The organism is Solwaraspora sp. WMMA2059 (genome assembly GCF_027497315.1).
Lineage (GTDB): Bacteria > Actinomycetota > Actinomycetes > Mycobacteriales > Micromonosporaceae > Micromonospora_E.
In genome coordinates this window covers 157,974-181,339 of sequence record NZ_CP114908.1, presented here as the reverse complement: position 1 = coordinate 181,339, position 23,366 = coordinate 157,974, and the positions used below count along the sequence as shown (strand labels likewise).

The following is a 23,366-nucleotide window of genomic DNA, read 5'->3' as shown; positions in this document are numbered from 1 at the left end:
CCGTCCGGACCTGGGTCGCAGGGGCTGGACGTGGTGCTCGACTCAGCCGGCGACAGTGATCGCGTCCAGCGCGGACTGCGCCTGGCTGCGCAGCTCGTCGGAGATCGGCGCGGAGCCGGCGTTCTCGGCGGCGGCCTGCTGGCCTTCCTCGCTGATCACGTACGAGTAGAAGGCCTTCACCAGGTCAACCGTCTCCTGGCTGTCGTAGGTGACGCAGGCCAGCTGGTAGGAAACCAGCACGATCGGGTAGACGCCGGCCTCGGCGGTGTCCCGGGGCAGGTCGATGGCGAAGCTGAACTCCGGACGACCAGGAACGGTCTCGGCGGCGTCGACGACGGCGGCGGCCGCCTCGGCCGAGTACTCGACGAAGTCCTCGCCCACCTGGACCGCGGCGACGCCGAGATCGCCGGCGAGAGAGGCGTCAATGTAGCCGATGGTGCCCTCGCCACCGCGCAGCGCGGCGGCGACGCCCTGGTTCTGCGGGGCGGCCTCGCCGCCCGCTGCGGGCCAGTTGCCGTCAACCTCGTACGGCCAGTCGGCCGGCGCGGCCTTGGCCAGGTAGTCGACGAAGTTCTCGGTGGTGCCCGACTCGTCCGAGCGGTGCACCGTGGTGATCGCCAGGTCGGGCAGCGCGGCGTCCGGGTTGAGCTCGGCGATCGCCGGGTCGTTCCAGTTGGTGATCTTGACGTCGAAGATCCGGGCCATCACCGACGGCGACAGGTTCAGCGTCTCGACGCCCGGCAGGTTGTACGCCACGGCGATCGGGCTGATGTAGCCGGGGAACTCGATGAAGCCCTGCTCGCCGCAGGTCTCCAGGGCGGCGGCGATCTCTTCCTCGTCGAGGTACGCGTCGGTGCCGCCGAACTGGGTGCCGCCGCTGGTGAACTGCTCGCGGCCACCGCCGGAGCCGATCGGGTCGTAGGTGACGGTCGCGTCCGGAGCGACGGAGGTGAATCCGGCGATCCACGCCTCCATCGCGGCGCCCTGGGATGAGGCGCCGGCGCCAGCGAGGTTCCCGCTGACCGAGGTGTCGGAGCCGTTGCCAGACTCCGAGCCGTTGTCGCCGTCGTCGCCGCACGCGGCCACGCCGAGGGTAAGCATGACGGCGGCCGGCAGGGCGGCCAGCCGGAGGGACTTACGATTCACGGTGCGTTGCCTCTCTGAGGTCGGGTGGCGAGTCGCCGCCCAGGGGTCGCGGGGGCGAGTTCACCGTCTCGAACGCCGAGGACGGTACGAGCCGTGGCTAAACTGCCGACCGGACCATGGTGAACAGAAGGTGAACGGGGGTTGTATGGTCGCCGTCCGAGCCAAGCCCACGCTCGACTGTGACCGACGTCGCATCTCGGCCGACGCATTTCACCGGCCTGCGTCGGTGATCAGCTCCCAGGCCGACCGCGCCGCACCAGCCGCCAGCGGCGGGCCTGCTCGGCGGGAAGCTGGTAGCCGACCGCGTTGGACCTGCCGGTACCGGTCCGGGCCATCCGCTGCAACGGCAGCCCCCACTTCGGATAGTCGTGGTACGCCTTGACGATCCTGGTCAGCCCACCGAGCGCGCCGATCACCTTGTCGACCGGGCTGCCGAGCCGCGCCGCGAGGTCACCGACCGACATGGTCTCGCCGGGGTGCTCGGCGAGCAGGTCGAGGATCGCGAACACGGTCTGGTGCGTCCGGGACCGACCCTGGGCGAACCGGCGCAACTCCTCGACCGGCCACTCCTTGGCGGCGCGGGCGGTGGACCGGGCCCGCCGGGCTGGCTTCGGGATCGGCCTGGGTCGCCGGTCGAGCTCCTCGATCAGCCGGGCGATGTGCGAGACGTACTCGGCGGGCACGGCAAGATGCACGAGGTCGTCGGCGTCCGTCGGCGCACCCCGCGCGGCTGAGGTCCCTGGTCGTGGAGCCATCTGTCCCGTCCGGTAGCGGTGGCGGGCGAGGACCGCCCGGCACCCTGTCGCGTTCGTGCGCGCCAAAGTATCACCGCTTGGTAACGCAAGATCATCTATCCGGATCAGGGCTTGACAACCGCGAAACTGACCGTCCCGTCCGGATCGACGTACAGCTGAGGGGTGACCGGTACGGCCGGATCCCGGCTGGCGGCGGCCGCGAAGACGGCACCCGGGTCGGCGCAGCCGGCGACCTCGTCGAGCGTCACCCGGGTGGGTGGCAGCAGCTGCCAGTCGCCGGTCTCCGCCCGGTCCAGGGCGAGCCTCGGCCGGACCCACAGCGTCTCATCCGCCTCACCGGACACGTCCCGGGTCGCCTGCCCGACCGGCAGCCGGGCCACGAAGAAGTGGGCGTCGAACCGGCGTGGCTCGAAGTCCGGGGTGATCCACCTGCTCCACGCGGCCAGCAGGTCCGACCGCAGGGTCAGCCGCCGACGGCGCAGCAGCTCCGCGAAGCTCAACGTCCGGGCGAGCAGGGCCTGCCGGTCGACCTCCCACTCCGGACCGTCCACCGCGTCGACCACAGTGGTCTCGTCCGGGCCGGCCAGCAGCACCCCGGACTCCTCGAACACCTCCCGGGCGGCGGCGCAGACCACCGCCTGCGCCTGGTCCGGTGGACACCCCAGCCGCGCCGCCCAGTGCTCCGGGTCCGGCCCGGCCCAGTCCAGCTCGCCTGCGGCGTCGGAGGGATCCACCCCGCCGCCGGGGAACGCGTACACCCCGCCGAAGGCGACAGCCGCCACCCGCCGGATCAGGTAGACCTCGAACCCGGGGCCGCCGGGCGCCCCCGTCGGCCCCGGATCCGTCGTCGGGCGCAGCAGCAGCACGGTCGCGGCGACCCGCGGTCGTACCGGTTCCCGGCCGGCCGCGTAGAACCGGCTGGCCTGCTCGACCATCGCCTCGGGTACGGCGAACAGCATCGGATCGGGTGGCGCGGCGAAAGCCGTGACATCGTCGTCGGTGGGCACGCGCCGAGCGTAGGTCGTCGCCCGGCAGACCGGCCAGCACGCCCCGCCGTCGCCGCGCACGGACTCGCTGGCTAGCGTGCCTGGCATGACTCGTTGGGGAATCCTCGCCACCGGCGGCATCGCCGCCCGCTTCGTCGAAGACCTGCAGTTGCTGCCCGACGCCGAGGTGCTGGCGGTCGGTTCCCGCTCGGTTGCCAGCGCGCAGGCGTTCGCCGACCGCTACGGCATTCCCCGGGCGTACGGATCCTGGGACGAGCTCGCCGCGGACGGTGACGTCGACGTCGTCTACGTGGCGACGCCGCACTCGGCGCACCACGCCGCGACCATGACCTGTCTGGCCGCCGGCCGGGCGGTGCTGTGCGAGAAGCCGTTCACCCTCGACCTGGCCAGCAGCACCGAGCTGGTGGAGACCGCCCGGGCCCGGGACGTTTTCCTGATGGAGGCCATGTGGATGCGGTGCAACCCGACCGTACGCCGGGTGTGCGAGCTAATCGACGACGGCGCGATCGGTGAGGTCGTCTCGGTGCACGCCGACTTCGGCCTGGCCGGGCCGTTCGCGCCGGAGAGCCGGATGCGCGACCGCGCGCTCGGCGGCGGCGCCCTGCTCGACCTGGGCATCTACCCGGTGAGCCTGGCGCATCTGGTGCTCGGCCGGCCGGACTCGGTGCGCTCCTGGGCGAAACTCACCCCGGAGGGCGTGGACCAGAACACCGGCGTGCTGCTGGGCTACGAGTCGGGCGCGGTGGCCGCGTTGACCTGCGGCATCGTCGGGGCTACCCCGGTGACGGCGACGATCACCGGTAGCACCGGCCGGATCTCGCTGCCCGACCCGTTCATCTGCCCGAGCGAGTTCACGCTCCGCCGGGGCACCGGCGACCCCGAGGTGGTGCGGGTGGTCGAGCCGGCCGGCAACGGTTACCAGTACGAGGCGGCCGAGGTGCACCGCTGCCTGGCCGCCGGTCTGCGGGAGAGTCCGCTGGTGCCGCATGCGGTGTCCCTCGAGGTCATGGAGCTGCTGGACACGATCCGTGGCCAGATCGGCGTCAGCTACGACTGATTCCGGTCGGGAGTTGGCTGATCCGGTCTGCCGGCCGGGTCACAACGCTCGCCCGGCTTGACTCCGCCGAATACCTCAGCAATCATTGAGTCAATGAACGCTGAGGCAAGTCACCGTGCCGATGACCGGCCGCCACCCGCCCGCCCGCTGGAGCGGCGCGCCCGGGTGCACGCCGGGCAGTTGGAGCGGCGCGCCCGGGTGCACGCCGCGCTCGGCGACCCGGCCCGGCTGGCCATGGTCGACCTGCTGCACCTCGGCGACGCCGCCCCCGGCGAGCTGGGCCGACGGCTCGGGCTGCCGAGCAACCTGGTCGCCCACCACGTCAAGGTCCTGCAGGAAGCAGGCCTGCTGCGCCGCGCCCGGTCCGAGGGCGACCGCCGCCGCAGCTACCTGCAACTGGTGCCGGACGTCCTCGCCGGGCTGGCCCCACCGCCGCTGGCCGGCGTCGACCGGGTGGTCTTCGTCTGCACCCACAACTCGGCCCGTTCCCAGCTCGCCGCAGCACTCTGGCAGCGCACCGGCCCGACCCCGGCCGCCTCGGCCGGCACCCGACCGGCGACCCGGGTGCACCCCCGGGCGGTGGCGCTGGCCCGCCGGCTCGAGCTCGACCTCGACCCGGCCCGCACCGCACACGTGTCGGCCGTCATCGGCGACGGCGACCTGGTCGTCGCCGTCTGCGACAACGCCCACGAGGAGCTCACCGGGGCCGGCGCGCCCGACCTGCACTGGTCGGTGCCGGACCCGGTCCGGGTGGACACCGACGCCGCCTTCGAAGCCGCGTACGCCGACCTCGCCGGCCGGGTCCACCGGCTGGCACCCGCCATCACCAGCCGGGCCACCGCCCCCACGTCCACCGGAGCCCACCATGTCTGACGTCACCGATGCCGTCCGCCCCGACCTGTCCATCGACCAGCAGGTGGCGCTGCGTACCGCAGCGACCCGGCTGGCCCGGGAGTTCGACGGCACCTACAACACCGAGACGATCGAACGGTTCCTGGCGTCCAGCTACGACCAGTTCGCCACCGGCAGCACCATCCCCAACTATCTGCCGCTGCTCGCCGAGCGGTTCGCCCGGCAACGGCTGCAGGCCCTGGCCCGGGTCGAGGGCCTGCACTCCGACGGCCGCCCGGTGGTGCTCTTCCTGTGCACCCACAACGCCGGCCGCAGCCAGATGGCGCTCGGGTTCCTCACCCACCTGGCCGGGGACACGGTGGTCGCCTGGTCCGGCGGCAGCGAGCCGGGCCACGAGGTCAACCGGGCGGCGATCGCGGCGATGGCCGAACGCGGCATCGACATCTCCGGCGAGTACCCGAAGCCGTGGACCGACGAGGTGGTCCGCGCCGCCGACGTGGTGGTCACCATGGGCTGCGGTGACGCCTGCCCGGTCTTCCCCGGCACCCGGTACGAGAACTGGGAGCTGGACGACCCGGCCGGGCAGGACGTCAACGGCGTACGGCCGATCCGCGACGAGATCGAGCGCCGGGTCCGCCGGCTGCTGGACGACCTACAGAAAGTGGAGAACGCGTGAACCCGATCGCACTCTGGCGACGGCTGCTGGCCGAGTTCGCCGGCACCGCCCTGCTGGTCACCTCGGTGGTCGGTTCCGGGGTGATGGCCCAGACGTTGTCGCCGGACGACGTCGGGCTGCAGCTGCTGCAGAACTCGATCGCCACCGCCTTCGCGCTCGGCGCGCTGATCCTGATCTTCGGGCCGGTCTCCGGCGGGCACTTCAACCCGGTCGTCTCGACCGCCGACTGGTTCCTCGGACGACGCAGCCGCACCGGTCTGACCCTGCCGGATCTGACCGGCTACGTCGCCGCGCAGGTGACCGGCGGCATCGCCGGGGCGATCCTGGCCAACCTGATGTTCGCCCTGCCGGCGGTGACCTGGTCCACCAAGGAGCGGTCGGCGGGCAACCTGTGGCTCGGCGAGGTGGTCGCCACCGCCGGCCTGGTCCTGCTGGTCTTCGCGCTGGCCCGGTCGGGCCGGGCCGGCGCAGCACCGGCTGCGGTCGGTGCCTACATCGGTGCCGCCTACTGGTTCACCTCGTCGACGTCGTTCGCCAACCCGGCGGTGACGATCGGCCGGGGCTTCACCGACACCTTCGCCGGCATCCAGCCCGCCTCGATCCCGGCGTTCCTGGTCGCCCAGGTCGTCGGGCTCGCCATCGGAGTCGCCCTGCTGCTGGCGCTCTACCCGGGGGTGGGACACGCCGCCGACCAGGTCGTGGTGCCGGCCGAGCCCGCCCAGCCGACAGATCCCGCTCTGGCGACCACCCGACGCTGACCCGTTGCCCCACACCCCTCGAAGGAGACACCGTGAGCAAGCCCAGTGTGCTGTTCGTCTGCGTACACAATGCGGGCCGGTCCCAGATGGCCGCCGGCTGGCTGCGTCACCTCGGCGGCGACGCGGTCGAGGTCCGCTCGGCCGGCTCCGCGCCGGCCGAGTCGGTCAACCCGGCGGCGGTCGAGGCGATGCGCGAGGTCGGCATCGACATCACCGACCAGACCCCGAAGCGGCTGGAGTGGTCCACCGCCGAGTCCTCCGACGTGATCGTCACGATGGGCTGCGGCGACGCCTGCCCGGTCTTCCCCGGCAAGCGGTACGAGGACTGGCAGTTGCCCGACCCGGCCGGTAAGGGCGTCGAGGCGGTCCGGCCGATCCGCGACGAGATCCGCCGTCGGATCGAGGCGCTGCTCGCCGACCTGGTCCCAACGACCCGGGTCAGCTGAACAGCGGGCGGACGACGAAGTACATCACCGCGCCGATGCTGCCGGCGGCGGGGAAGGTCAGAATCCAGGCGCCGACGATGTTGCCGGCGACGTTCCACCGTACGGCGGACAGCCGCTTGGTCACCCCGACGCCCATGATGGCCGAGGTGATGGTGTGGGTAGTGGAGATCGGCGCGCCGAGCACCAGGGCGTTGAAGTAGAGCACCGAGCTGGCGACGGTCTCGGCGGCGAACCCCTCCGGCGGCCGCAGGTCGATGATCTTGCGACCGAGGGTACGGATGATCCGCCAGCCACCGGCGTAGGTGCCCAGCGCCAGCACGGTCGCCGAGGTCCAGAAGACCCATTCCGGGATGGTCTCGGCGTCCGACTGGAACCCGCCGACGAACAGCGCCAGCACCACGATGCCGATGGTCTTCGCGGCGTCCTGCATGCCGTGCCCGACCGACATCGCCGCCGCCGAGACCGACTGGGCGATCCGGAAGCCCCGGTTCAGCTTGCCGGGCTGCCCGTTGCGGAAGATCCACTGCACGGCGAGCATGACCAGGAAGCCGAGGCCGAAGCCGACCAGCGGGGAGAGCACCATCGGCAGTACCACGTCGCCGGCGATGCCGCCCCACAGCACGGTGCCGGAGGCGGCGATGGTGGCGCCGACCAGGCCGCCGATCAGCGCATGGGACGACGACGAGGGCAGCCCGAAGTACCAGGTGATCAGGTTCCAGGTGATCGCGCCGACCACGCCGGCGAAGACGATTCCGAGGCTGGAGACGCCGGCCGGCAGCTCGACCAGGCCGCTGCCGACGGTCTTGGCCACCTCGGCGCCGAAGTGGGCGCCGATGAAGTTGCCGACCGCGGCCATGATCAGGGCGACCCGTGGGGTGAGTGCCCGGGTGGAGATGCTGGTGGCGATGGCGTTTGCCGCGTCGTGGAACCCGTTGGTGTAGTCGAAGACCATGGCAACGGTGATCACCGCGAGGACGGCGATGAGTTCGGCGCTCACCCGGCTCAGGACTCCTTGACCGCGATGGTCTCGACTGTGTTGGCCACGTGCTCGAAGGCGTCGCAGGCGGCCTCCAGCTCGTCGGCGACCTCCTTCATCTTCAGCACGGTGAGCGCGTCGTACTCGCCGGAGAAGAGGCGGACCAGCAGCATCCGGTACGACCGGTCGCCCTCGTTCTCCAGCCGGTTGCACTCGATCCAGTAGTCGTCGAGGTCCTTCATCGCCCGCAGCCGGGGCATCGCGTCGGCGGTCACCCGGGCCTGCTGGTCGAGCACCGCGATCAGCTCGTGCATCTCCCGGGGCAGCGACGGCAGCTGGGTCAGCCCGTAGAGGTAGAGCAGGTTGCCGACCGCCTCCAGGTGGTCCATCACGTCGTCGAGCTGGCTGCCCAGCCGGTAGATGTCCTCCCGGTCGAATGGGGTGATGAACGCCGAGTTGATCTTCTTGTAGAGGTCGTGGGTGATCTGGTCGCTGTCATGCTCGACCTCGGTGAGCCGCTCACTGACCGACTGGACGTCGACTCCGGGCAGGGCGAGTTCGTTGAGCAGCTCGGTGCCCCGCACGAGGTTCTGCGCGGCCTTGGTGAACAGTTCATAGAAGGCGCCCTCGACCGGGCGGAAGGAGAACTTCACAGCGCAGACCTCGTCGGAGACGGTGGGGAACAGGGGCTGGCCACGGGAAACGCCCGCGCGCTCTGCAGGGAATGCTAGGTAACAGCGAATCGCGTCTGCTCGCGGCCCACCCCTGTACACCCACAGGTCAGTCTTTGTTCATCCACCGTTCACTTTCAGTCCGTCCCCGGCGAGCAGCCGGGCGTGCTCCTTGCGCAGGTCGAAACGAGCTGGCGGGTAGCTCAGGTCCAGATCCGCGAAGTGCTCCCGGAGCAGGTGCGCCAGCGCCCAGTCCCGGTACCACTTGCGGTCGGCCGGCACCACGAACCAGGGCGCGGCGTCCGTGGCGCACCGGCTCAACGCCTCCGTGTACGCGGCCTGGTAGTCCGGCCACTTGCTGCGCGCGTCCACATCCCCCGGGTGGTACTTCCAGTGCTTGGTCGGATCGGTCAACCGGGACAACAGCCGCTCCCGCTGCTCCGCGTACGAGATGTGCAGGAACACCTTGATCAGCACGAACCCCTCGTCGACCAGCCCGGCCTCGAATTCGTTGATCTCGTCGTAGCGGGCCCGCCAGGTCTCCTCCGGCACCAGCGACTCGACCCGTACGACCAGCACGTCCTCGTAGTGTGACCGATCGAACACCCCGACCTGGCCGGCGTCCGGCAACGCCCGGCGGATCCGCCACAGGAAGTGGTGCGCCAGCTCCTCCTCGGTAGGCGGCCCGAAGGCCCGGATCTGCAGGCCGAGCGGGTTCATCGCGCCGGCCACCCGCTTCACCGCGCCGCCCTTGCCGCCGCAGTCCATCGCCTGCAGCACCAGCAGCACCCGCCGGCCGGCCGCGTCGCCGGCGACCGCCTGGGCGTGCAGCATCTCCTGCTGCTCGGCCAGTTCGTCGCCGATGCGGCGGACCTCGGCGCGGGCCCACGACTTGCGGTCCGGCCCGGTCACCGACAGCGCCGGCAGCCCCGGCGTCGACCTCGGGTCGATCGCGGACAGGTCGAGCGGCCGGCCGGCGCCGACCCGTAGCAGTTCCCGGACAGGTGGCTCGTACAGGTCAGCAGTCATCAGCCGATCATCGCCCAGCCGGCCCCCGGCCGACCAGCCGACCGCTACCCGGCCGACCACCGGACCGGCCGGCCGACCAGCCGGTCGGGTCAGCAGACCAGCGCCAGCCACTTCCGGTAGGCCGAGGCGAACGGCTCGGTGCCGTCGCCGAGCGCGTCCTGCAACCAGCGGGCGGCGGCCCAGGCCGACTCCACCACGTCCTCCGGGTAGCCGTACCGCACCCGGTGCTCGGCGAACTCGTCCTCGTCGCGCAGCTCCACGAGGCCGGTCGCCCGACGCCGCACCACATCAAGATCAAGATCAATGAGGTGTACGGTGGACTCGTCCTCCCAGCGGGCCGGGCTGGCGATGTCGCAGTAGACCTCACTGGTGCGCGGCGGCGGGTTGAACATGCAGGTCCACCACTGCTCACGCGGCACCAGCAGGACGAACGGGATCTGCTCCACCGACGGGCGACCGTGGTAGATCGACTCGGTGCCCCGGGGCACGCCGAGCCACACGCCGACCTCGTCCTCAGTCAACCGGCGGGCCGGATAGTCCCGGTGGGCCGAACCGTCGTACTTGCGATAGACCACCCGTACGACATCGCTGGACATGTGTCGCACCTTAACGGATGGCCGCCCACCGGAAGGCAACGTGCAGGTGACGCCCCAGTGCCGGCGCCAGCGCCCGGGCGTCACCGGGCGTCACCGGGCAACACCGGCCGGCACGCTGTGGATGACCGCCGAGGACGACGGTGGTGATCGGTACTGTCACCGGGTGACCCCTGCGACGACCACCAGCACCGCGTCCGCTCCGGCGGCCCCGCCGCGCCCGGCCGGCCGCTCCGGCACCGGTCGGCCGAGCGCCGCCCAGTTGCTCGCCGCCGCGGTCGGCGCGGTCCCCGGCGGCGCGGCTAGGCCCGGCCAGCAGGAGATGACGGCGGCGATCGCCGACGCCATCCGCACCCGGCACCACCTGCTCGTGCAGGCCGGCACCGGCACCGGCAAATCGCTGGCCTACCTGGCACCAGCGCTGACCGTCGACGGCCCGGTGGTGGTCTCCACCGCCACCCTGGCGCTGCAGTCCCAGCTGGTCGAGCACGACCTGCCCCGGCTCGCCGACGCGGTCGAGCCGATCCTGCGCCGCCGGCCCACCTTCGCCGTCCTCAAGGGCCGGCACCACTACCTGTGCCTGGCCCGGCTGGAGGACTCGGCCGAGGAGGAGCCGACCGACCTGTTCGACGCCGCCGGCGACAACGGCGGCGACGCTGGCGGCGGCAGCGGCAGCGGCACCCGCTGGTTGGGTGCCGCGAACCGGCTAGGCAAGCAGGTGCAACGGTTGCGCGACTGGGCGATGGAGACCGACACCGGCGACCGCGACGAGCTGGATCCCGGCGTCGACGACCAGGTGTGGCGGCAGGTGTCGATGCCGGCCCGGGAATGCGTCGGGGCGGCCCGCTGCCCGTACGGCGAGGAATGCTTCGCCGAGGCGTCCCGGTTCCGGGCCCGCGAGGCCGATGTGGTCGTCACCAACCACAGCCTGCTCGCCGTCGACATGCTCGCCGGCCGGCACATCGTGCCGCCGCACAAGCTGCTGATCGTCGACGAGGCCCACGAGCTGGCCGACCGGGTCTCGTCGGCCGCCCAGGCCGAGCTCACCCCGGACGTGATCGACCGGGCCGCCCGGCGGGCCCGGCCGCTGCTGCCGCCGGAGACCGCCGAGCAGCTCACCGAGGCCGGTGACGCCCTCGCCGTCGGGCTGGGCGAGTCGCCGGCCGGGCGGCTGACCAGCGGTCTGCCGCCAGCACTGCACGAGGCGTGCACCCTGCTGGAGTCGGCGACCCGGGCCGCGCTGGACAAGATCGGCGACATCAAGGCCGACGACCCGGACCCGGTGCGCAAACAGCAGGCCAAGTCGGTGCTGGACGAGCTCTCCACGACCGCCCAACGGCTGCTCGACGAGGCCGAACACGACGTCGCCTGGGTGGAGAAGCCGGACGGCCCGGCCGCCAACCGCCGGGCGCTGGTGGTGGCTCCGCTGTCGGTGGCCGGCACCCTGTCCAGCCACCTCTACGAGGAGCGGACCGTGGTGGCCACCTCCGCCACCCTGACCCTCGGCGGGCGGTTCGACACGGTGGCCCGGTCGCTGGGTCTGGAGACCGCTACCCCGGCCACCGACAAGGCCGAGGCGGTCACGGCCGACGATCTCAGCTGGCGTTCACTCGACGTCGGTTCCCCGTTCGACTACCCCAAGCAGGGCATCCTGTACGTCGCCGCGCACCTGCCCCGGCCGACCGTCTCCGGGCTGCCCGCCCAGGCCGGCGAGGAGCTGCTGTCGCTGATCGGCACACTCGGCGGCCGTACCCTCGGATTGTTCTCGTCCCGGCGGGCCGCGCAGCAGGCCGCGGAGCTGGTCCGGGCCCGGACCGGGCTGACCGTGCACGTGCAGGGCGAGCAGGCGTTGCCGCTGCTGGTCCGCCGGTTCCGGGAGGACCGGGCGAGCTGCCTGTTCGGCGTGATGTCGCTGTGGCAGGGGGTGGACGTGCCCGGCGACGCCTGCCAGCTGGTGGTGATCGACCGGCTGCCGTTCCCTCGGCCGGACGAGCCGCTGGCCGCCGCCCGCGCCGCCGCTGTGGACGCCGCCGGCGGCTCCGGGTTCTCGGCGGTCAGCGTGCCGATCGCGGCGGTACGCCTGGCGCAGGGCGCCGGGCGGCTGATCCGGTCCACCGGTGACCGGGGCGTCGTGGCGGTACTGGACTCCCGGCTGGAGACCGCCCGTGGCTACGGTGCGTTCCTGCGCCGCTCGCTGCCGCCGTTCTGGTACACCACCCGGCCCGAGGTGGTGCAGGGCGCGCTGCGCCGACTCGCCGCCAGCTGACCCGCCGCGAGGTGGGCGGGTCAGCAGCCGGGCGGCTGTGGTCGGGTCACGGTGGGCTGGTGCCGATCACCACGGACTCCGGCGGTGGCGGCGGCGGGACGTGGCGGCGGCGGGCCAGCCGGCGTACCGCCGTGTTCAGCACCGCGATCAGCGGTACGGCGACCAGCGCGCCGACGATGCCGGCCAGCACCACACCGGAGGTCACCGCGAGCACCACGGCCAGCGGGTGGATCGCCACCGCCCGCCCCATGATCAACGGCTGCAGGACGTTGCCCTCCAGCTGCTGAACCGCGATCACCGCACCCAGGATGATCAACGCGGTGACCCAGCCGCTGTCCACCAGGGCCACCAGGATGGCCACCGCGCCGGAGAGGGTCGCGCCGACGATCGGGATGAACGCCCCCAGGAACACCAGCGCGGCCAACGCGAACGCGAACGGGATGTCGAACAGCACCAGGAAGATCCCGATGCCCACGGCATCAATGAACGCCACCAGCACGGTCGCCCGGACATAGGCGACCAGGGTCGTCCAGGCCGCGCTACCGGCGTCGTCCACCCGCCAGCGCGCGGCGACCGGGAACATGCCGACGATGAACCGCCAGATCCGCTGCCCGTCCCGGAGAAAGAAGAACGTCGAGAACAGCACCAGCAGCGCACCGGTGAACAGCTCCACGACCGTACCGGCGGTGGAGACCGCGCCGCTGGTCAACGTCTGGGTGTTCTCGGTAATCCAGTTCTGACCGGCCTCGACGTACTGGTCGAGCTGGCCGTCGTCGAGCTTCAGCGGCCCGGTGCGCAGCCACTGCTGGATCTCCCCGATGCCGCTGGACGCCTTCTCGCTCAGGTCCGGCAGTCCGGTGATGAACTCGTTGACCACCAGGGTCAGCGTGCCGACCACCCCGGCCAGCCCGGTGATCAGCACCACCGCCGTGGCCAGGGTGCGGGGCACATGGGCCCGCAGCAGCCAGCCGACCGCCGGGGCGAGCAGCGCGGCGAGCAACAACGCCACCAGCACCGGGATGATGACGATCCGGACGTTGCCGATGACCCGCAGCAAGGCCCAACCGACGATCCCGATCACGATCAACCGCCACGACCAGGCGGCGGCGATCCGTAGCGCGTGCGGCACGTCCGCGTCGTCGCGGCTCGTGGTCGACAGATGTCCGTCGCCCGGCGGCGGGGTCTCCGCGCCCGGGTCGGCACCCGCGCCGGCCAGCTCGTCGGCGGCACCGGCCGCGGCGGCCCGGCGGGACCGTTCCCGCTCCCGGGCGGCCCGCACCGACTCCCGCCCGGCCTCGTACGCCTGGCGTAGCCGCCCTCTCATTTGTTGCAGCCGGCTCAAGCGAACCCCCGGAGTCGAGTATCGGTGCGTACACGGTAGCGGGCACATGTGCGTCGTTGCTGCCGCTACCTCCCTGGACTCTCCCCGATGTGCCCCGTACGGGCATCGGGCAACCATCCGGCCGACCCACCCGCGACCGGCCGGCACACGCACGCGGTACGGTTCGGTCGTGACCGCCGACCCACCACACGACAACGGTTTGCCGATCCGCCTGCTGCACGACCGGGTGCTGGTCAAACTCGAAGGCGGCGAGGGCGAACGCCGCTCCACCGCCGGCATCGTGATCCCGGCCACCGCGTCGGTGGGCCGGCGACTGTCCTGGGCGACCACGGTCGGGGTCGGACCGAACGTACGCTCGATCGTCACCGGCGACCGGGTGCTGTTCGACCCGGAGGACCGCTCCGAGGTCGAGCTGCACGGCCGGGGCTACGTCCTGCTCCGCGAACGCGACGTGCACGCGGTGGCCGCCCAGCGGGTCGAGGAAGACTCCACCGGCCTCTACCTGTAGCTCAACGGCCCCACGCCGGTGCGGTCATTGTGACTCACCAGCCACCCTCGCTCGAATCGCCACCAGCTACGCACCCGTCACCGCACCGGCTGCCGTTGCGATGCTCGGCTTCCGCACCGCCGCTCAGATCGCCGCCAACGCCCAGCCCCGACCTACGCTGACCAAAGCCGACGTCACCCACGGCCCCGGCGTTGTTCCGGCTTGAGTCGTTATGTCCGTGTTGGAAATCGGACGTCGGCTGAGTTGCGGGACGAGCGCGACTCCTGATGATCTTGCGGGTGACTAGCCTCGAAGTTCATCGCTGGAGCCGCGCTCGTGACGACATCTTCCCTGACCGACCCCGTTGTTGACCACCTCGCCGATCTGGCGCTGTGGGAAGCCGAACTCTCCACCGGCCCGGCCGATCCCTTGTCGATGGCGTCGCCCCTGGTAGCACGCCTGGCCCGGGTGCCGGACCCCCGCCGGCCGCGCGGACGGCGCCATCCGCTGCTGGTGATCCTGGTCCTGACCGCGTGTGCCACCCTCGTCGCCGGCAACGACAGCCTGACCGCGATCCGGCAGTGGGCAGCCCGGACCCCACAGGACGTCCTGCACCGCCTCGGCGCCCGCCGTGACCCACTGACCAGCCGCTACCTCGTCCCGAGCGAACGGACCTTCCGGCGGGTCCTGGCCGCCGTCGACGGCGACGCCCTCGACACGGCGACCTGCGGCTACGCCGCGGACGTGGCACGCGGCGACGCCCCGGCCCCACGGATCCCCACCAGCGTCGACGAACCCACCGAACGCGAACAACGCCGCGCCGCCACCCGGACGCGCACCCACCCGGCACCGGCCGGACTGCTGCCCGCCGCCGCGATCGACGGGAAACTGCTGCACGGCACCCGCACCCCCACCGGACAGGTGTTCCTGGTCGCCGCCGTCACCCACGACCGTGCCGTGATCCTGGGCCAACGCCAGGTCGCCGACAAACGCGGCGAGGCCACCGCGACCGAGGACCTACTCACACAGCTCGACGTCGCCGGCATGCTCCTCACCCTGGACGCCCTGCACACCACCAGGAAAACCGCCCGGCTGATCACCGACACCCTGAACGCCCACTACATGCTGATCCTGAAGGGCAACCAGCCGCTCGCCCTGCGCGCCGCCCACACGTTGCTGTCCGGCACCGACACCGAGTTCGCCGACCGGACCGACGTCGACGCCGATCGCGGACACGGACGCACCGAACGCCGCACGATCCGCGTCACCGGCTGCGACGACACCCTGTTCCCCCGAAGTACCGGCGCAGGATCCTCGTGCGGGTCGACGGCGCTGGAGCCACCCACGACCTGCTACACCACCTGGAGCAGATGAACCGGCTGTGGCGCACGGTGCGCTTCACCGTCGGATGGACAATCACCGACGCCGACGAGATCGCGATCGCCGCCCTGCCCGAGCGGGCCTGGGACAGCAGCCTGCGTCAGGACGGGACCGCCACCGACACCGCGCAGGTCGCCGAACTGACCGGCCTCAACACCCGCCTCGGCGGCTGGCCCGCCGGGCTGCGGCTGCTCGCGCGGCGCACCCGCCCGGCCGCCCGGCACGCCAAGAAACTCACCGACCTGGAGAAGAAGACCGGCTGGCGGTACGCGATCGTGGCCACCAACATCGGTCGGATCGGCGGCGTGCCCGGCTCGCACCACCCGCAGTGGCTCGACGCCCCGCACCGCTCCCACGCCGGCGTGGAAGACCAGGTACGAACGAACAAGGCCATGGGCCTGCGGAACTTGCCCAGCAAGTCCTGGACCGTCAACCGCGGCTGGATCCTCGCCGCGAACATCGCCGCCGACCTGGCCGCCTGGACCCGGCTACTCGGCCTGCACGACCAACCCGATCTCGCCCACGCCGAACCCGACACCCTGCGCTACCGGCTACTGCACCTACCCGCGAAACTCACCACCCACGCCCGCCGCCGAACACTGTCCATCCCCGACACCTGGCCCTGGGCCGACGCGTTCCTGATCGGCTGGCAACGCCTGCACCTGCCGCTGACCACCTGACCCACCCAACCTGCCCCTACCAGCAGAAAGGCAAGCCCCGGGACCGGAGACCCGGCGCGCCCGCAGCGAGCCGCGGCCGGCCCGTACACCCACAAGAGGACAAAACAGTCAAGCCGAAACGGTCAGGCAGGGACCAAACCCCTCTGACGAATCGAGGTTGATGCCGCCCTTCGCGCAACAGTCAACATTGCCCATCACACGAAGGACTCCCTTGACCACATCAGCACCATACCGCTTCCCAGTCGACGTTCTCGTGTTCCTGTAGCGCGAGGACGGCCGAGGAAGCATTGGTTTGCGGTGGCAATTTGCACGATTGCCCTCCAGGCGGATTATAACCAACGGCACCCTTGTCGCATCGGATCATTTCGTGTTAGCGGCTAAAACCCACGTCCGCCAGGCGTCTTGCCAGGTCCTGCTGGTAGCGGCGTGGGAAGTCACCTCCCCGTAATTTCCCGGCAGCGAGCCGACCTGAAGGTCGCGCCACGCGCGCTGTGCCCGACTGCTGGCCACTTCCGTGTCGAGTTGAGTCCAGTACAGGAGCGTCTCCGACGTAGCCCTCTCACGCAGTCGCGGGTCGTCCCGGAACCATTCAACATTGTGATAAAGGTTGTTCAACTGCGCCACGATCGTCGTCACCACGGCCAGAGCCTCGGCTTCGGATTGGTTGGTGAGGGTCATCTGCCGGTGTGCGGCCGCTTGCCACAATGCTGAGAGCTGAGGAATCTGTTCTGGAGCGTCCCCACCGTCCGTCAACCATCGGTACGTCTGGCTGCTGAGCGCCAGGTTCACATCCACGAGCGCGCGATGCGGGTCCTGCCTCAGCGTGTCTGACGGCACAACCTCTTCTGCAGGTGTCGGTGACATTGACGGCGGCAGGGCGGGGAGGGCTAGCGCAAGGAAGGCTGGCACATCAGCTACCGCCTCGATCTTGATCGTACCGGGATGCCAGTCGCGGGCGGTGACGCTGATCTCGAGATCGCCGTGCTGGCACCGGACAGCCCATCGGCGGCTCCCTGCGCGTAGCATGTGGGACGCGACGGCTCGGCCGTCCACGACGACTTCGGTGTCGGCCTCGGCCCACTCCACCGCGGAGATCCGCTCGCCATCCTGGCGCAAATGGTGCTCGAGCAGCGAGCGCAGAGATTCGCCCTCTGCTAGAGTCCCATCCCGCCGGGACGTCGCCACTACCACTGCCGGATTCTCGTCGCCCCGCTGGCCCAAGTCGTGAAGGACTCGTACAGAGGTGACGACCCCTTCGGCACCGGCCCAGCTGGTCACCTGCGCGGGTGTCGACTGAACGACCTCGGATAACACAAAGATGGGTAGGTCGGCGGCGATGATCTGGGTTCGGGCGGCTTCGTGGTGATCGGCTGCCAGTACTCGGACAAGCCACGGATTCCGTCTATCCATACCTCACAGTATGGCAGACGTAGTCCTCAAGACCGTCGATCTCGTGGTGACTGCCGGCTCGGGCGGGAGCTGTCGACTGAGTGAGCCCCCTCATCCAGGGCCTTCTTGAGGTGCGTGACGGCAGGTAGTTATCGGCTTCATCCGGGTAGTGGGCGGGGCTGCCTGGCAGGGTGATGGTCCTGTCTGGTCGAGGCCGCTGTGGCGGACTCGGCTGCTGATCCAGGTGAGGTTGGCCAGGCCGAGCGGTCCGATGAACAATATTGGTGGTTATGTCACGCTGCGTGCTGCGGAGGACGCGCGTCCTGCCGCCCTCGCGGAGGACGGCAGAACGTTGCCTTGCGCCGCAGTATCGCTCCAACGGCAACAACGTAAAGTCCATCAATCGCTCTATACTGAGCAGAGATTATGAGATGAACTCTGTAACCTGTGGCCCAGCCGAGAAACAGATCCAGCCATGTGTCGTTATGGTGAAACTCCCGGTAGTCACCTTAGCGGTGGCGTAGCCGCGAGTGAGGCCAAGCACCCGGGTGTGACCAATCCAGGCGACGCCGGCCAGGTGGCCACCTCCTTCACTGTAGTTTTGCTGCGAAGAGCCGCCATTGTCCACGATAGCCACATGCCAGCTCACCTGCCAAGGAAGGCCAGCCCCAGAGTTACTGATAAAGAATCCCGTGCCCAGATTTGCTTTCTGATTTCCCGTCGAATTCAGGGAGACGTATGAGCTTCCGCACTCACCGGGGAGTTCCTGGTAGTCGTTTGTCGACGGGCCGGAAGAGTTCTTTACAGGCTCAAGGATTCCGCTAACCGGAACGTAGGTGCCGGCTCGTGCGGCAGCAGCTTTCGCCACCGGCACGGATGCAAGGGATCCGTCGGGTAGGGTCACGACTTCGTAGCCGTGCGCACGCGCAACTTTTGCATCAAAGCCTACCAGGCCGAACGGAGATTCAATTACCTTCCGCGAATGAGCCGAAGCAACAGATGGATCAATAGCGACAATAAGTGTTGCCGTAACTAACAATGCCAACGCGGCGGCCATCGGCCAGAAATTCGATTTCCAGATAGCACGGAAACTCATTCTCTGTGCCCTCCCAACATCGACGCCTGACACTGAAGGTACTGCACCTTTGACCGCAACGCAATGCCTGTCGAGACTTCGACCAGTACGGCAGCCGTCCATTCGGGCTGTGACCAGGAAGGACGGGTCAGCAGAAGTGGTACAACATAGACGTAGCCGCTATTGATCATGTCTCTGTGAAAACTACAAGATCGAAGACAGCTGCTGCTCCCAGGGTAGCGGCTGACCGGGCGGTGCGCGCACGGGGCAAGCTGTTGGAGCAAGGGATCAAGTTGATCTCGGAGACGGCTATCGGCGGTTCTGGAAGGGTGTCGGAGGTACGGAGTACCGTCTGGTGTGGTGGTATGCCGGGGATCGTGGGCTGGTGTGCCACTGTCCAGACCGTTGACGGGGAAGGGCTACCCGATGGCCACCATCGGCGACAACATCGCGCAGGTCAGGCGCCGGCAGTCGATCACTCAGGAACAGCTCGCGGCAGCGGCCGGAGTGAGCACCGAGACGATCCGCAAGCTGGAGACGAATCAGCGTACGACGCCTCGGATCGCGACGTTGCATGCGATCGCGCGGGCGCTGGGCGTGCCGACGACGACTCTGCTCGGGGATGCGAGCACCGGGGCAGCCCGCCGGGAACGCGGTCATCGTCCGCTCGCGTTGCTCGACCTGCGTCGGGTGTTGATCCCGGCCCGTGGACCAGCCGGGCTCATCGCTGACGAGGTGCCGGCGTTGCCTGCAGCGGGTGTCCCGGGACGGCTCGCCGAGGCGGACCGCGCCTACCACCAGGGCGACTACGCCGCAGCGTTGGCCGTGCTGCCACCACTCATCGCCGGAGCCCGGCACGCCGTCGAGAACGCCGACGACGCCAACAGGCCTGCCGCATACCGGACCCTGGCCCGCACCTATGACCTGACCAGCAGCCTGTTGATCCAGGTACGCGCGGTCGACCTCGCCTACCAGGCGGTGAACGCCGCCCAGGACGCTGCCGCATCTGCCGGCGACGAGCTGCTCAGCGCGACGACGGTCAAGCGCATGTCATGGCTGTTGCTGCGCCAGGGCCGGCTGACCGACGCGGAGCGGCTGGCGATCGCCACCGCTGACAGCGTCGAGCCACGGATCTCCCGAGCCACACCAGATGAACTCGCGGTGTGGGGCTGGCTGATGATGGCGGCAGCCGCCGCTTCCGCGCGGGACAACCGGCCGGACGACGCGGTCGCCCAACTCGACGCGGCGGCGGCTGCGGCGGCCCGGCTGGGCAGCCGGCCGGTCAGTGCTGGTCACCTGACGATCGTTGGTGGAATGCGGTCAACCAAAGTCGACATGATGCGGGCCGAGGCGGCGGCGGTCGCTGGCGAGCCGCGCCGGGTTCTTGACCTGGCGACCAATGTCCGCCGTGGTGGTGCTGAGAAGACTTCGTGGCGGCGACACCGGCTCGACGTCGCCCGCGCGCACGCTGAGTTGCGGGACTGGTCGGAGGCAACGGCGGTGCTCAGCGAGCTGGCCGCCGACGCTCCAGTGTGGCTGCGACACCAGCGGTACGCCCGCGACACCGTCCGCATGATCACCACCAGTCGCCGTCGGGCGATGGGCCAGGAGCTGGCGAAGCTCGCCGCACTGATGGACGGCCAGGCCGCCTGACCTGCACAACCGGCACCGGGAGTACCGGTTTTGGGGTCTGTCGGACAACGGGCACAACCCATGCATTCACTCTCAGTGATCAACTCGGCATCCTTCTACGTAGGACGGCGGTGCCGGGTCACGCACCATCACACAGCGGAACACCGCCCGGCCCGCCGTCCGCTCAGCTGGGCCCGACGCCGTACCCGCGATCGCCCTTTTCGCGCGTCGGGCCCGCCCGCTGGGCGGCGGCCCGGGGTCGACACGGAGAGCCACCTCGGGTCGCCGCCCTCCACGCTCTGTGCCGAGAGGAGCCTGTGTGGTGATGGATACGCGGAGTAACGTCTGGTGTGGCGGCAAGAGCCGGAAGTACTTCGGTCGGTGCCACCCGGCAGCTGACAAGGTGGTGACGCGCATGACCCGCATCATCGACCCGCGATGGCCGTCGACCTTGCGCCGGTTGCGTCAGCAGGCCGGGCTCTCGCTGCGTGATCTCGCCGCTAAGGCGCACTACGCCAAGTCATATCTGCACGATCTGGAAACCGGTCGCAAGACACCGCGGCCCGAGGTCGCCGATCGGCTCGACGACGTGCTTGAAGCCGGAGGTGTGCTCTCCGCGATGCTCACCGACGACGGCGCACACGATTCCACCGAACTGGCCCGCCGGGTCGCGGCCACCGACATCAGCAGCAGCAGCCTCGCTGGTCTGGAAGCGGCCGTCGACGAACTTGCCGTCGCCTACCCCGTCACCGCGTCGCACGTCCTCCTGCCACGCGTCCGCCGACACCTGACCTACGTCACCACCCTGATCGGTTCCGGCCGCCGGATGACCCTGGACCAGCACCGACGGATCCTCGTCGCCGGCGGATGGCTGTCGCTGCTCACCGCTACCGTGCTGATCGACCTACGGCGAAACGGTGCCGCTGCCGGTCATCTGCACACCGCCAGCGAAATGGCCGCCCACACCGAGCACGCCGAGATCCGTGCATGGTGCCTGGAAACCCACGCTTGGGAGGCGCTCACCGCCGGCGACCCCGCGACGGCGCTTGCCCTGGCCGAAGGGGCGCAGACCGTCGCTCCGACCGGCAGCAGCGCCAAGCTGCAGGCGACCGCACAGACCGGGCGGGCGCTGGCGCTGCTCGGCGACCGACCTGCCACCGGGCGACGACTGGCCCAGCTGGAGCGGATGGTGTCGCCGCTGAGCCAGCCGGACCGGCCCGAGCACCACTACCGCTACGACCCGGGCAAAGCCCGAGCGTACGTGGCGACCACCTTGGCGTGGGTAGGTGATCCGGCCGCCGCCACCGAGGCCGGCGATGTCCTGGCCCGGCTACTCGCCGAGGGCAGCCGCCCCCGGCGGATCGCGTCGGCCCGGTTGGATCTCGGCCAGGCCGTACTGTCGATGGACCCGCACGAGTCGATAGCGCAGGTCACGGCGGCGGTCACCTCGGGCCGGGTCGCGGCGTCGAACTGGTGGCGGGTCGACCGGGTACGCCGAGGTCTGGCCCGGGTCGGGGTGCCGGCCGCCGAGTTGGATGAGCTGTGCGCGATACATCAGCCGTCAATGTGACGGCGGACAGTAGCCAGCGCTGGCGGACGGCGACACTGTAGACCGTCGCCCAAGCGCCGGCCAGGCTAAGACCAGGTCGCATCACCTGTGGATCAGCGACCTGCCAGCTGGGCCCGACGCCGTACCCGCGATCGCCCTTTTCGCGCGTCGGGCCCGCCCACTGGGCGGCGGCCCGGGGTCGACACGGAGAGCCACCTCGGGTCGCCGCCCTCCACACTCGTCGAGGGGGACGTTGTGTTCGGAAAATGGTTTCAGCGTGCGAACATACCGGTCGATGTGGTGTATCCGGTGCCGGGTCGGCGGCGGTACGCCGACCGGACGGTGCCGCCGCCGGACCGTCGGCCGGCGACGCGGACCGATCGCGCGGAGCGGCGGGGCGGTAACGCCGGCCGGCACTACCTGCGGTGAGAAAGCCCCAGGCCGGTGGCGGTGGGCCGGTGCACGAGCCGGTGCGTCCGTCGTGGTGCTGTGCGGTGTGCCCGGAGGGGACGCCGTGGCCGTGCCCACCCGGCCGTGAGCGGTGAGTGTGGTGGTCGGGCGTCGGGTGGCCCTGTGGCGGGTCCGGCGGCGGATGACCCAGCAGGTGCTCGCCGACCGGATCGGCCGGTCGAAGAGCTGGGTGGAGAAGGTGGAGCGCGGGGTCCGCACCCTGGACCGGTTCTCGCTGATCCAGCAGGTCGCCGACGTGCTGCGGGTCGACCCGACGGAGTTGCTGGGCGACACCGGCCAGCCGCAGTCCGGCAGCGCGGTGGTCGGTGTCGACGCGGTCCGGGCGGCACTCGCGCGATATGAGGTGTTCGCCGCCGGGCCGGCCGGGCCGGCACCCGATGCCGGGGAGGTGTCGCAGCGGGTGGCGCACGCCTGGTCGACGTACCGGCACGGGGACCATCCTCGGCTGCTGCGGACGGTGCCGGAGCTGCTGGACGCCACACGGCGACTGCACAGCGCGCGACCGGAACATGGTACGGGTCTGCTGGTGCAGGCGTACCGGGTCACTTCGCTCGTGCTGGTCAAAATCGGCGAGGCGGACCTGGCCTGGCTGGCCGCCGACCGGGCACTCGCCACCGCGGGAAGCGATCCGATCCTGGCCGGGTCGGCGGCGGTGCCGCTCGCCCAGGCGCTGCGCGGGCTGAGCCAGAGCCGGCTGGCGATGACCACGGCGATCGACGCCGCCGAGCGAGTCGCCGCATCCACCGATGGGCAGGCGAGACCGGGTTCCCGGGCGGTGTACGGGACGTTGCTGCTGCAGGCCGGGTTGGCCGCCGCCGGCTGCGGCGACACCGCCAACGCCAGTGAGCTGCTCGGTCGGGCTACCCACGTCGCCGGGCAAGTTGGCGACGGGCAGGACTACCGTACGGCGAGCTTCAGCCCGGCGGCCGTCGAACTGGCGCACACCTCGACGTCGGCGACTTCACGGCGGCGGGACGGTGGGTGGTCGAGGCGGACCGCGTCGCACCGGCTGAAATCCGCTCCCGACCTTCCGCCCGTACCCTCGTGGCTGAGATTTCCCGCCACGGACCGCAGGTCGCCGGCGTCGCCCGGCTGGCGACGGCGCTCGGGCTGACCCGCTGCTGACCTC

Annotated in this window: 22 protein-coding genes; 12 read left to right on the top strand and 10 right to left on the bottom strand. The window is 70.5% G+C overall.

Annotation, left to right across the window (positions count from 1 at the left end; genetic code table 11):
* Nucleotides 1-42 precede the first annotated feature (42 nt).
* From pstS to O7553_RS00715, 3 genes are all read right to left on the bottom strand, one after another.
* Nucleotides 43-1,146 (bottom strand): phosphate ABC transporter substrate-binding protein PstS, encoded by a 1,104-nt coding sequence (gene pstS, locus O7553_RS00725; protein WP_281552992.1) that lies wholly within the window; start codon nucleotides 1,144-1,146, stop codon nucleotides 43-45.
* 230 nt (nucleotides 1,147-1,376) lie between these two features.
* Nucleotides 1,377-1,901, bottom strand: a complete 525-nt coding sequence (locus O7553_RS00720; RefSeq protein WP_281552991.1) for a hypothetical protein — start codon at nucleotides 1,899-1,901, stop codon at nucleotides 1,377-1,379.
* Nucleotides 1,902-2,005: 104 nt separating this feature from the next.
* A complete protein-coding gene (locus O7553_RS00715; RefSeq protein ID WP_281555398.1) occupies nucleotides 2,006-2,836 on the bottom strand; it encodes an NUDIX hydrolase in 831 nt (276 codons plus the stop codon).
* A 157-nt stretch (nucleotides 2,837-2,993) separates the two neighbouring features.
* On the opposite strand from O7553_RS00715, the gene O7553_RS00710 reads away from it, so the two are divergent.
* The 5 genes from O7553_RS00710 to O7553_RS00690 all read left to right on the top strand — a co-directional run bounded on the left by O7553_RS00710 (nucleotide 2,994) and on the right by O7553_RS00690 (nucleotide 6,697).
* Entirely contained in the window at nucleotides 2,994-3,965 is a 972-nt protein-coding gene (locus O7553_RS00710) for a Gfo/Idh/MocA family oxidoreductase (RefSeq protein ID WP_281552990.1), read from the top strand.
* 93 nt (nucleotides 3,966-4,058) lie between these two features.
* The gene (locus tag O7553_RS00705; protein ID WP_281552989.1) at nucleotides 4,059-4,838 is read left to right on the top strand and encodes a helix-turn-helix domain-containing protein; all 780 of its coding nucleotides are present in this window, start codon (nucleotides 4,059-4,061) and stop codon (nucleotides 4,836-4,838) included.
* On the top strand, nucleotides 4,831-5,493 hold the full coding sequence (locus O7553_RS30100) for an arsenate reductase ArsC (RefSeq protein WP_348650016.1): 663 nt from the start codon (nucleotides 4,831-4,833) through the stop codon (nucleotides 5,491-5,493). The genes O7553_RS00705 and O7553_RS30100 overlap by 8 nt, the downstream gene beginning before the upstream one ends.
* On the top strand, nucleotides 5,490-6,251 hold the full coding sequence (locus O7553_RS00695) for an aquaporin (protein ID WP_281552988.1): 762 nt from the start codon (nucleotides 5,490-5,492) through the stop codon (nucleotides 6,249-6,251). Before O7553_RS30100 ends, O7553_RS00695 begins: the two co-directional genes overlap by 4 nt.
* An 86-nt stretch (nucleotides 6,252-6,337) precedes the next feature.
* Nucleotides 6,338-6,697 (top strand): arsenate reductase ArsC, encoded by a 360-nt coding sequence (locus O7553_RS00690; RefSeq protein WP_281555396.1) that lies wholly within the window; start codon nucleotides 6,338-6,340, stop codon nucleotides 6,695-6,697.
* Here O7553_RS00690 and O7553_RS00685 read toward each other — a convergent pair.
* The 4 genes from O7553_RS00685 to O7553_RS00670 form a co-directional block, all read right to left on the bottom strand.
* The gene (locus O7553_RS00685; RefSeq protein ID WP_281552987.1) at nucleotides 6,690-7,694 is read right to left on the bottom strand and encodes an inorganic phosphate transporter; all 1,005 of its coding nucleotides are present in this window, start codon (nucleotides 7,692-7,694) and stop codon (nucleotides 6,690-6,692) included. The two genes, O7553_RS00690 and O7553_RS00685, sit on opposite strands and share 8 nt — an antisense overlap.
* Nucleotides 7,695-7,699: 5 nt before the next feature.
* Complete coding sequence (locus tag O7553_RS00680; protein WP_281552986.1) at nucleotides 7,700-8,326, bottom strand: DUF47 family protein; 627 nt, start codon at nucleotides 8,324-8,326, stop codon at nucleotides 7,700-7,702.
* Nucleotides 8,327-8,464: 138 nt separating this feature from the next.
* Nucleotides 8,465-9,373, bottom strand: coding sequence for a PPK2 family polyphosphate kinase (locus tag O7553_RS00675; protein ID WP_281552985.1), 909 nt, complete (start codon nucleotides 9,371-9,373; stop codon nucleotides 8,465-8,467).
* An 89-nt stretch (nucleotides 9,374-9,462) separates the two neighbouring features.
* A complete protein-coding gene (locus O7553_RS00670) occupies nucleotides 9,463-9,969 on the bottom strand; it encodes a DUF402 domain-containing protein (protein ID WP_281552984.1) in 507 nt (168 codons plus the stop codon).
* Between the two features lie 121 nt (nucleotides 9,970-10,090).
* Between O7553_RS00670 and O7553_RS00665 the strand changes: the two genes are divergently transcribed.
* Entirely contained in the window at nucleotides 10,091-12,232 is a 2,142-nt protein-coding gene (locus O7553_RS00665) for an ATP-dependent DNA helicase (RefSeq protein WP_348650017.1), read from the top strand.
* A 46-nt stretch (nucleotides 12,233-12,278) separates the two neighbouring features.
* Here the strand turns inward: O7553_RS00665 and O7553_RS00660 are convergent, their stop codons facing one another.
* Nucleotides 12,279-13,622: an AI-2E family transporter gene (locus O7553_RS00660; protein WP_348650018.1), complete on the bottom strand. Its 1,344-nt coding sequence runs from the start codon at nucleotides 13,620-13,622 to the stop codon at nucleotides 12,279-12,281.
* A 121-nt stretch (nucleotides 13,623-13,743) separates the two neighbouring features.
* Here O7553_RS00660 and O7553_RS00655 point away from each other — a divergent pair, with 121 nt between their 5' ends.
* The 3 genes from O7553_RS00655 to O7553_RS00645 all read left to right on the top strand — a co-directional run bounded on the left by O7553_RS00655 (nucleotide 13,744) and on the right by O7553_RS00645 (nucleotide 16,121).
* Nucleotides 13,744-14,082 carry a co-chaperone GroES gene (locus tag O7553_RS00655; protein ID WP_123605868.1) on the top strand — a complete coding sequence of 113 codons (339 nt, stop codon included), beginning with the start codon at nucleotides 13,744-13,746 and terminating at the stop codon, nucleotides 14,080-14,082.
* 315 nt (nucleotides 14,083-14,397) lie between these two features.
* On the top strand, nucleotides 14,398-15,435 hold the full coding sequence (locus O7553_RS00650; protein ID WP_281552982.1) for an ISAs1 family transposase: 1,038 nt from the start codon (nucleotides 14,398-14,400) through the stop codon (nucleotides 15,433-15,435).
* Complete coding sequence (locus O7553_RS00645) at nucleotides 15,378-16,121, top strand: transposase (RefSeq protein WP_281552981.1); 744 nt, start codon at nucleotides 15,378-15,380, stop codon at nucleotides 16,119-16,121. The genes O7553_RS00650 and O7553_RS00645 overlap by 58 nt, the downstream gene beginning before the upstream one ends.
* 360 nt (nucleotides 16,122-16,481) lie before the next feature.
* Here the strand turns inward: O7553_RS00645 and O7553_RS00640 are convergent, their stop codons facing one another.
* Together O7553_RS00640 and O7553_RS00635 are read right to left on the bottom strand one after the other, a co-directional pair.
* Nucleotides 16,482-17,531, bottom strand: a complete 1,050-nt coding sequence (locus O7553_RS00640) for a hypothetical protein (protein WP_281552980.1) — start codon at nucleotides 17,529-17,531, stop codon at nucleotides 16,482-16,484.
* Nucleotides 17,532-17,934: 403 nt separating this feature from the next.
* Entirely contained in the window at nucleotides 17,935-18,606 is a 672-nt protein-coding gene (locus O7553_RS00635; protein ID WP_281552979.1) for a hypothetical protein, read from the bottom strand.
* A 366-nt stretch (nucleotides 18,607-18,972) separates the two neighbouring features.
* Between O7553_RS00635 and O7553_RS00630 the strand changes: the two genes are divergently transcribed.
* The 3 genes from O7553_RS00630 (at nucleotide 18,973) to O7553_RS00620 (ending at nucleotide 23,351) form a co-directional block, all read left to right on the top strand.
* Nucleotides 18,973-20,238 (top strand): helix-turn-helix transcriptional regulator, encoded by a 1,266-nt coding sequence (locus tag O7553_RS00630; RefSeq protein ID WP_281552978.1) that lies wholly within the window; start codon nucleotides 18,973-18,975, stop codon nucleotides 20,236-20,238.
* Nucleotides 20,239-20,632: 394 nt separating this feature from the next.
* Nucleotides 20,633-21,787: a helix-turn-helix transcriptional regulator gene (locus tag O7553_RS00625; protein WP_281552977.1), complete on the top strand. Its 1,155-nt coding sequence runs from the start codon at nucleotides 20,633-20,635 to the stop codon at nucleotides 21,785-21,787.
* Nucleotides 21,788-22,307: 520 nt separating this feature from the next.
* A complete protein-coding gene (locus O7553_RS00620; protein WP_281552976.1) occupies nucleotides 22,308-23,351 on the top strand; it encodes a helix-turn-helix domain-containing protein in 1,044 nt (347 codons plus the stop codon).
* Nucleotides 23,352-23,366: the final 15 nt, after the last annotated feature.

What these genes read in the sequence shown, in the direction of transcription:
- O7553_RS00665 (WP_348650017.1), top strand. Translation starts at nt 10,091, where the DNA reads ATGACCGCCGAGGACGACGGTGGTGATCGGTACTGTCACCGGGTGACC.
- O7553_RS30100 (WP_348650016.1), top strand. Translation starts at nt 4,831, where the DNA reads ATGTCTGACGTCACCGATGCCGTCCGCCCCGACCTGTCCATCGACCAG.
- O7553_RS00670 (WP_281552984.1), bottom strand. Translation starts at nt 9,969, where the DNA reads ATGTCCAGCGATGTCGTACGGGTGGTCTATCGCAAGTACGACGGTTCG.
- O7553_RS00675 (WP_281552985.1), bottom strand. Translation starts at nt 9,373, where the DNA reads ATGACTGCTGACCTGTACGAGCCACCTGTCCGGGAACTGCTACGGGTC.
- O7553_RS00710 (WP_281552990.1), top strand. Translation starts at nt 2,994, where the DNA reads ATGACTCGTTGGGGAATCCTCGCCACCGGCGGCATCGCCGCCCGCTTC.
- O7553_RS00660 (WP_348650018.1), bottom strand. Translation starts at nt 13,622, where the DNA reads ATGTGCCCGCTACCGTGTACGCACCGATACTCGACTCCGGGGGTTCGC.
- O7553_RS00640 (WP_281552980.1), bottom strand. Translation starts at nt 17,531, where the DNA reads ATGGATAGACGGAATCCGTGGCTTGTCCGAGTACTGGCAGCCGATCAC.
- O7553_RS00720 (WP_281552991.1), bottom strand. Translation starts at nt 1,901, where the DNA reads ATGGCTCCACGACCAGGGACCTCAGCCGCGCGGGGTGCGCCGACGGAC.
- O7553_RS00635 (WP_281552979.1), bottom strand. Translation starts at nt 18,606, where the DNA reads ATGAGTTTCCGTGCTATCTGGAAATCGAATTTCTGGCCGATGGCCGCC.
- O7553_RS00715 (WP_281555398.1), bottom strand. Translation starts at nt 2,836, where the DNA reads ATGGTCGAGCAGGCCAGCCGGTTCTACGCGGCCGGCCGGGAACCGGTA.
- O7553_RS00690 (WP_281555396.1), top strand. Translation starts at nt 6,338, where the DNA reads ATGGCCGCCGGCTGGCTGCGTCACCTCGGCGGCGACGCGGTCGAGGTC.
- O7553_RS00625 (WP_281552977.1), top strand. Translation starts at nt 20,633, where the DNA reads ATGACCCGCATCATCGACCCGCGATGGCCGTCGACCTTGCGCCGGTTG.
- O7553_RS00705 (WP_281552989.1), top strand. Translation starts at nt 4,059, where the DNA reads ATGAACGCTGAGGCAAGTCACCGTGCCGATGACCGGCCGCCACCCGCC.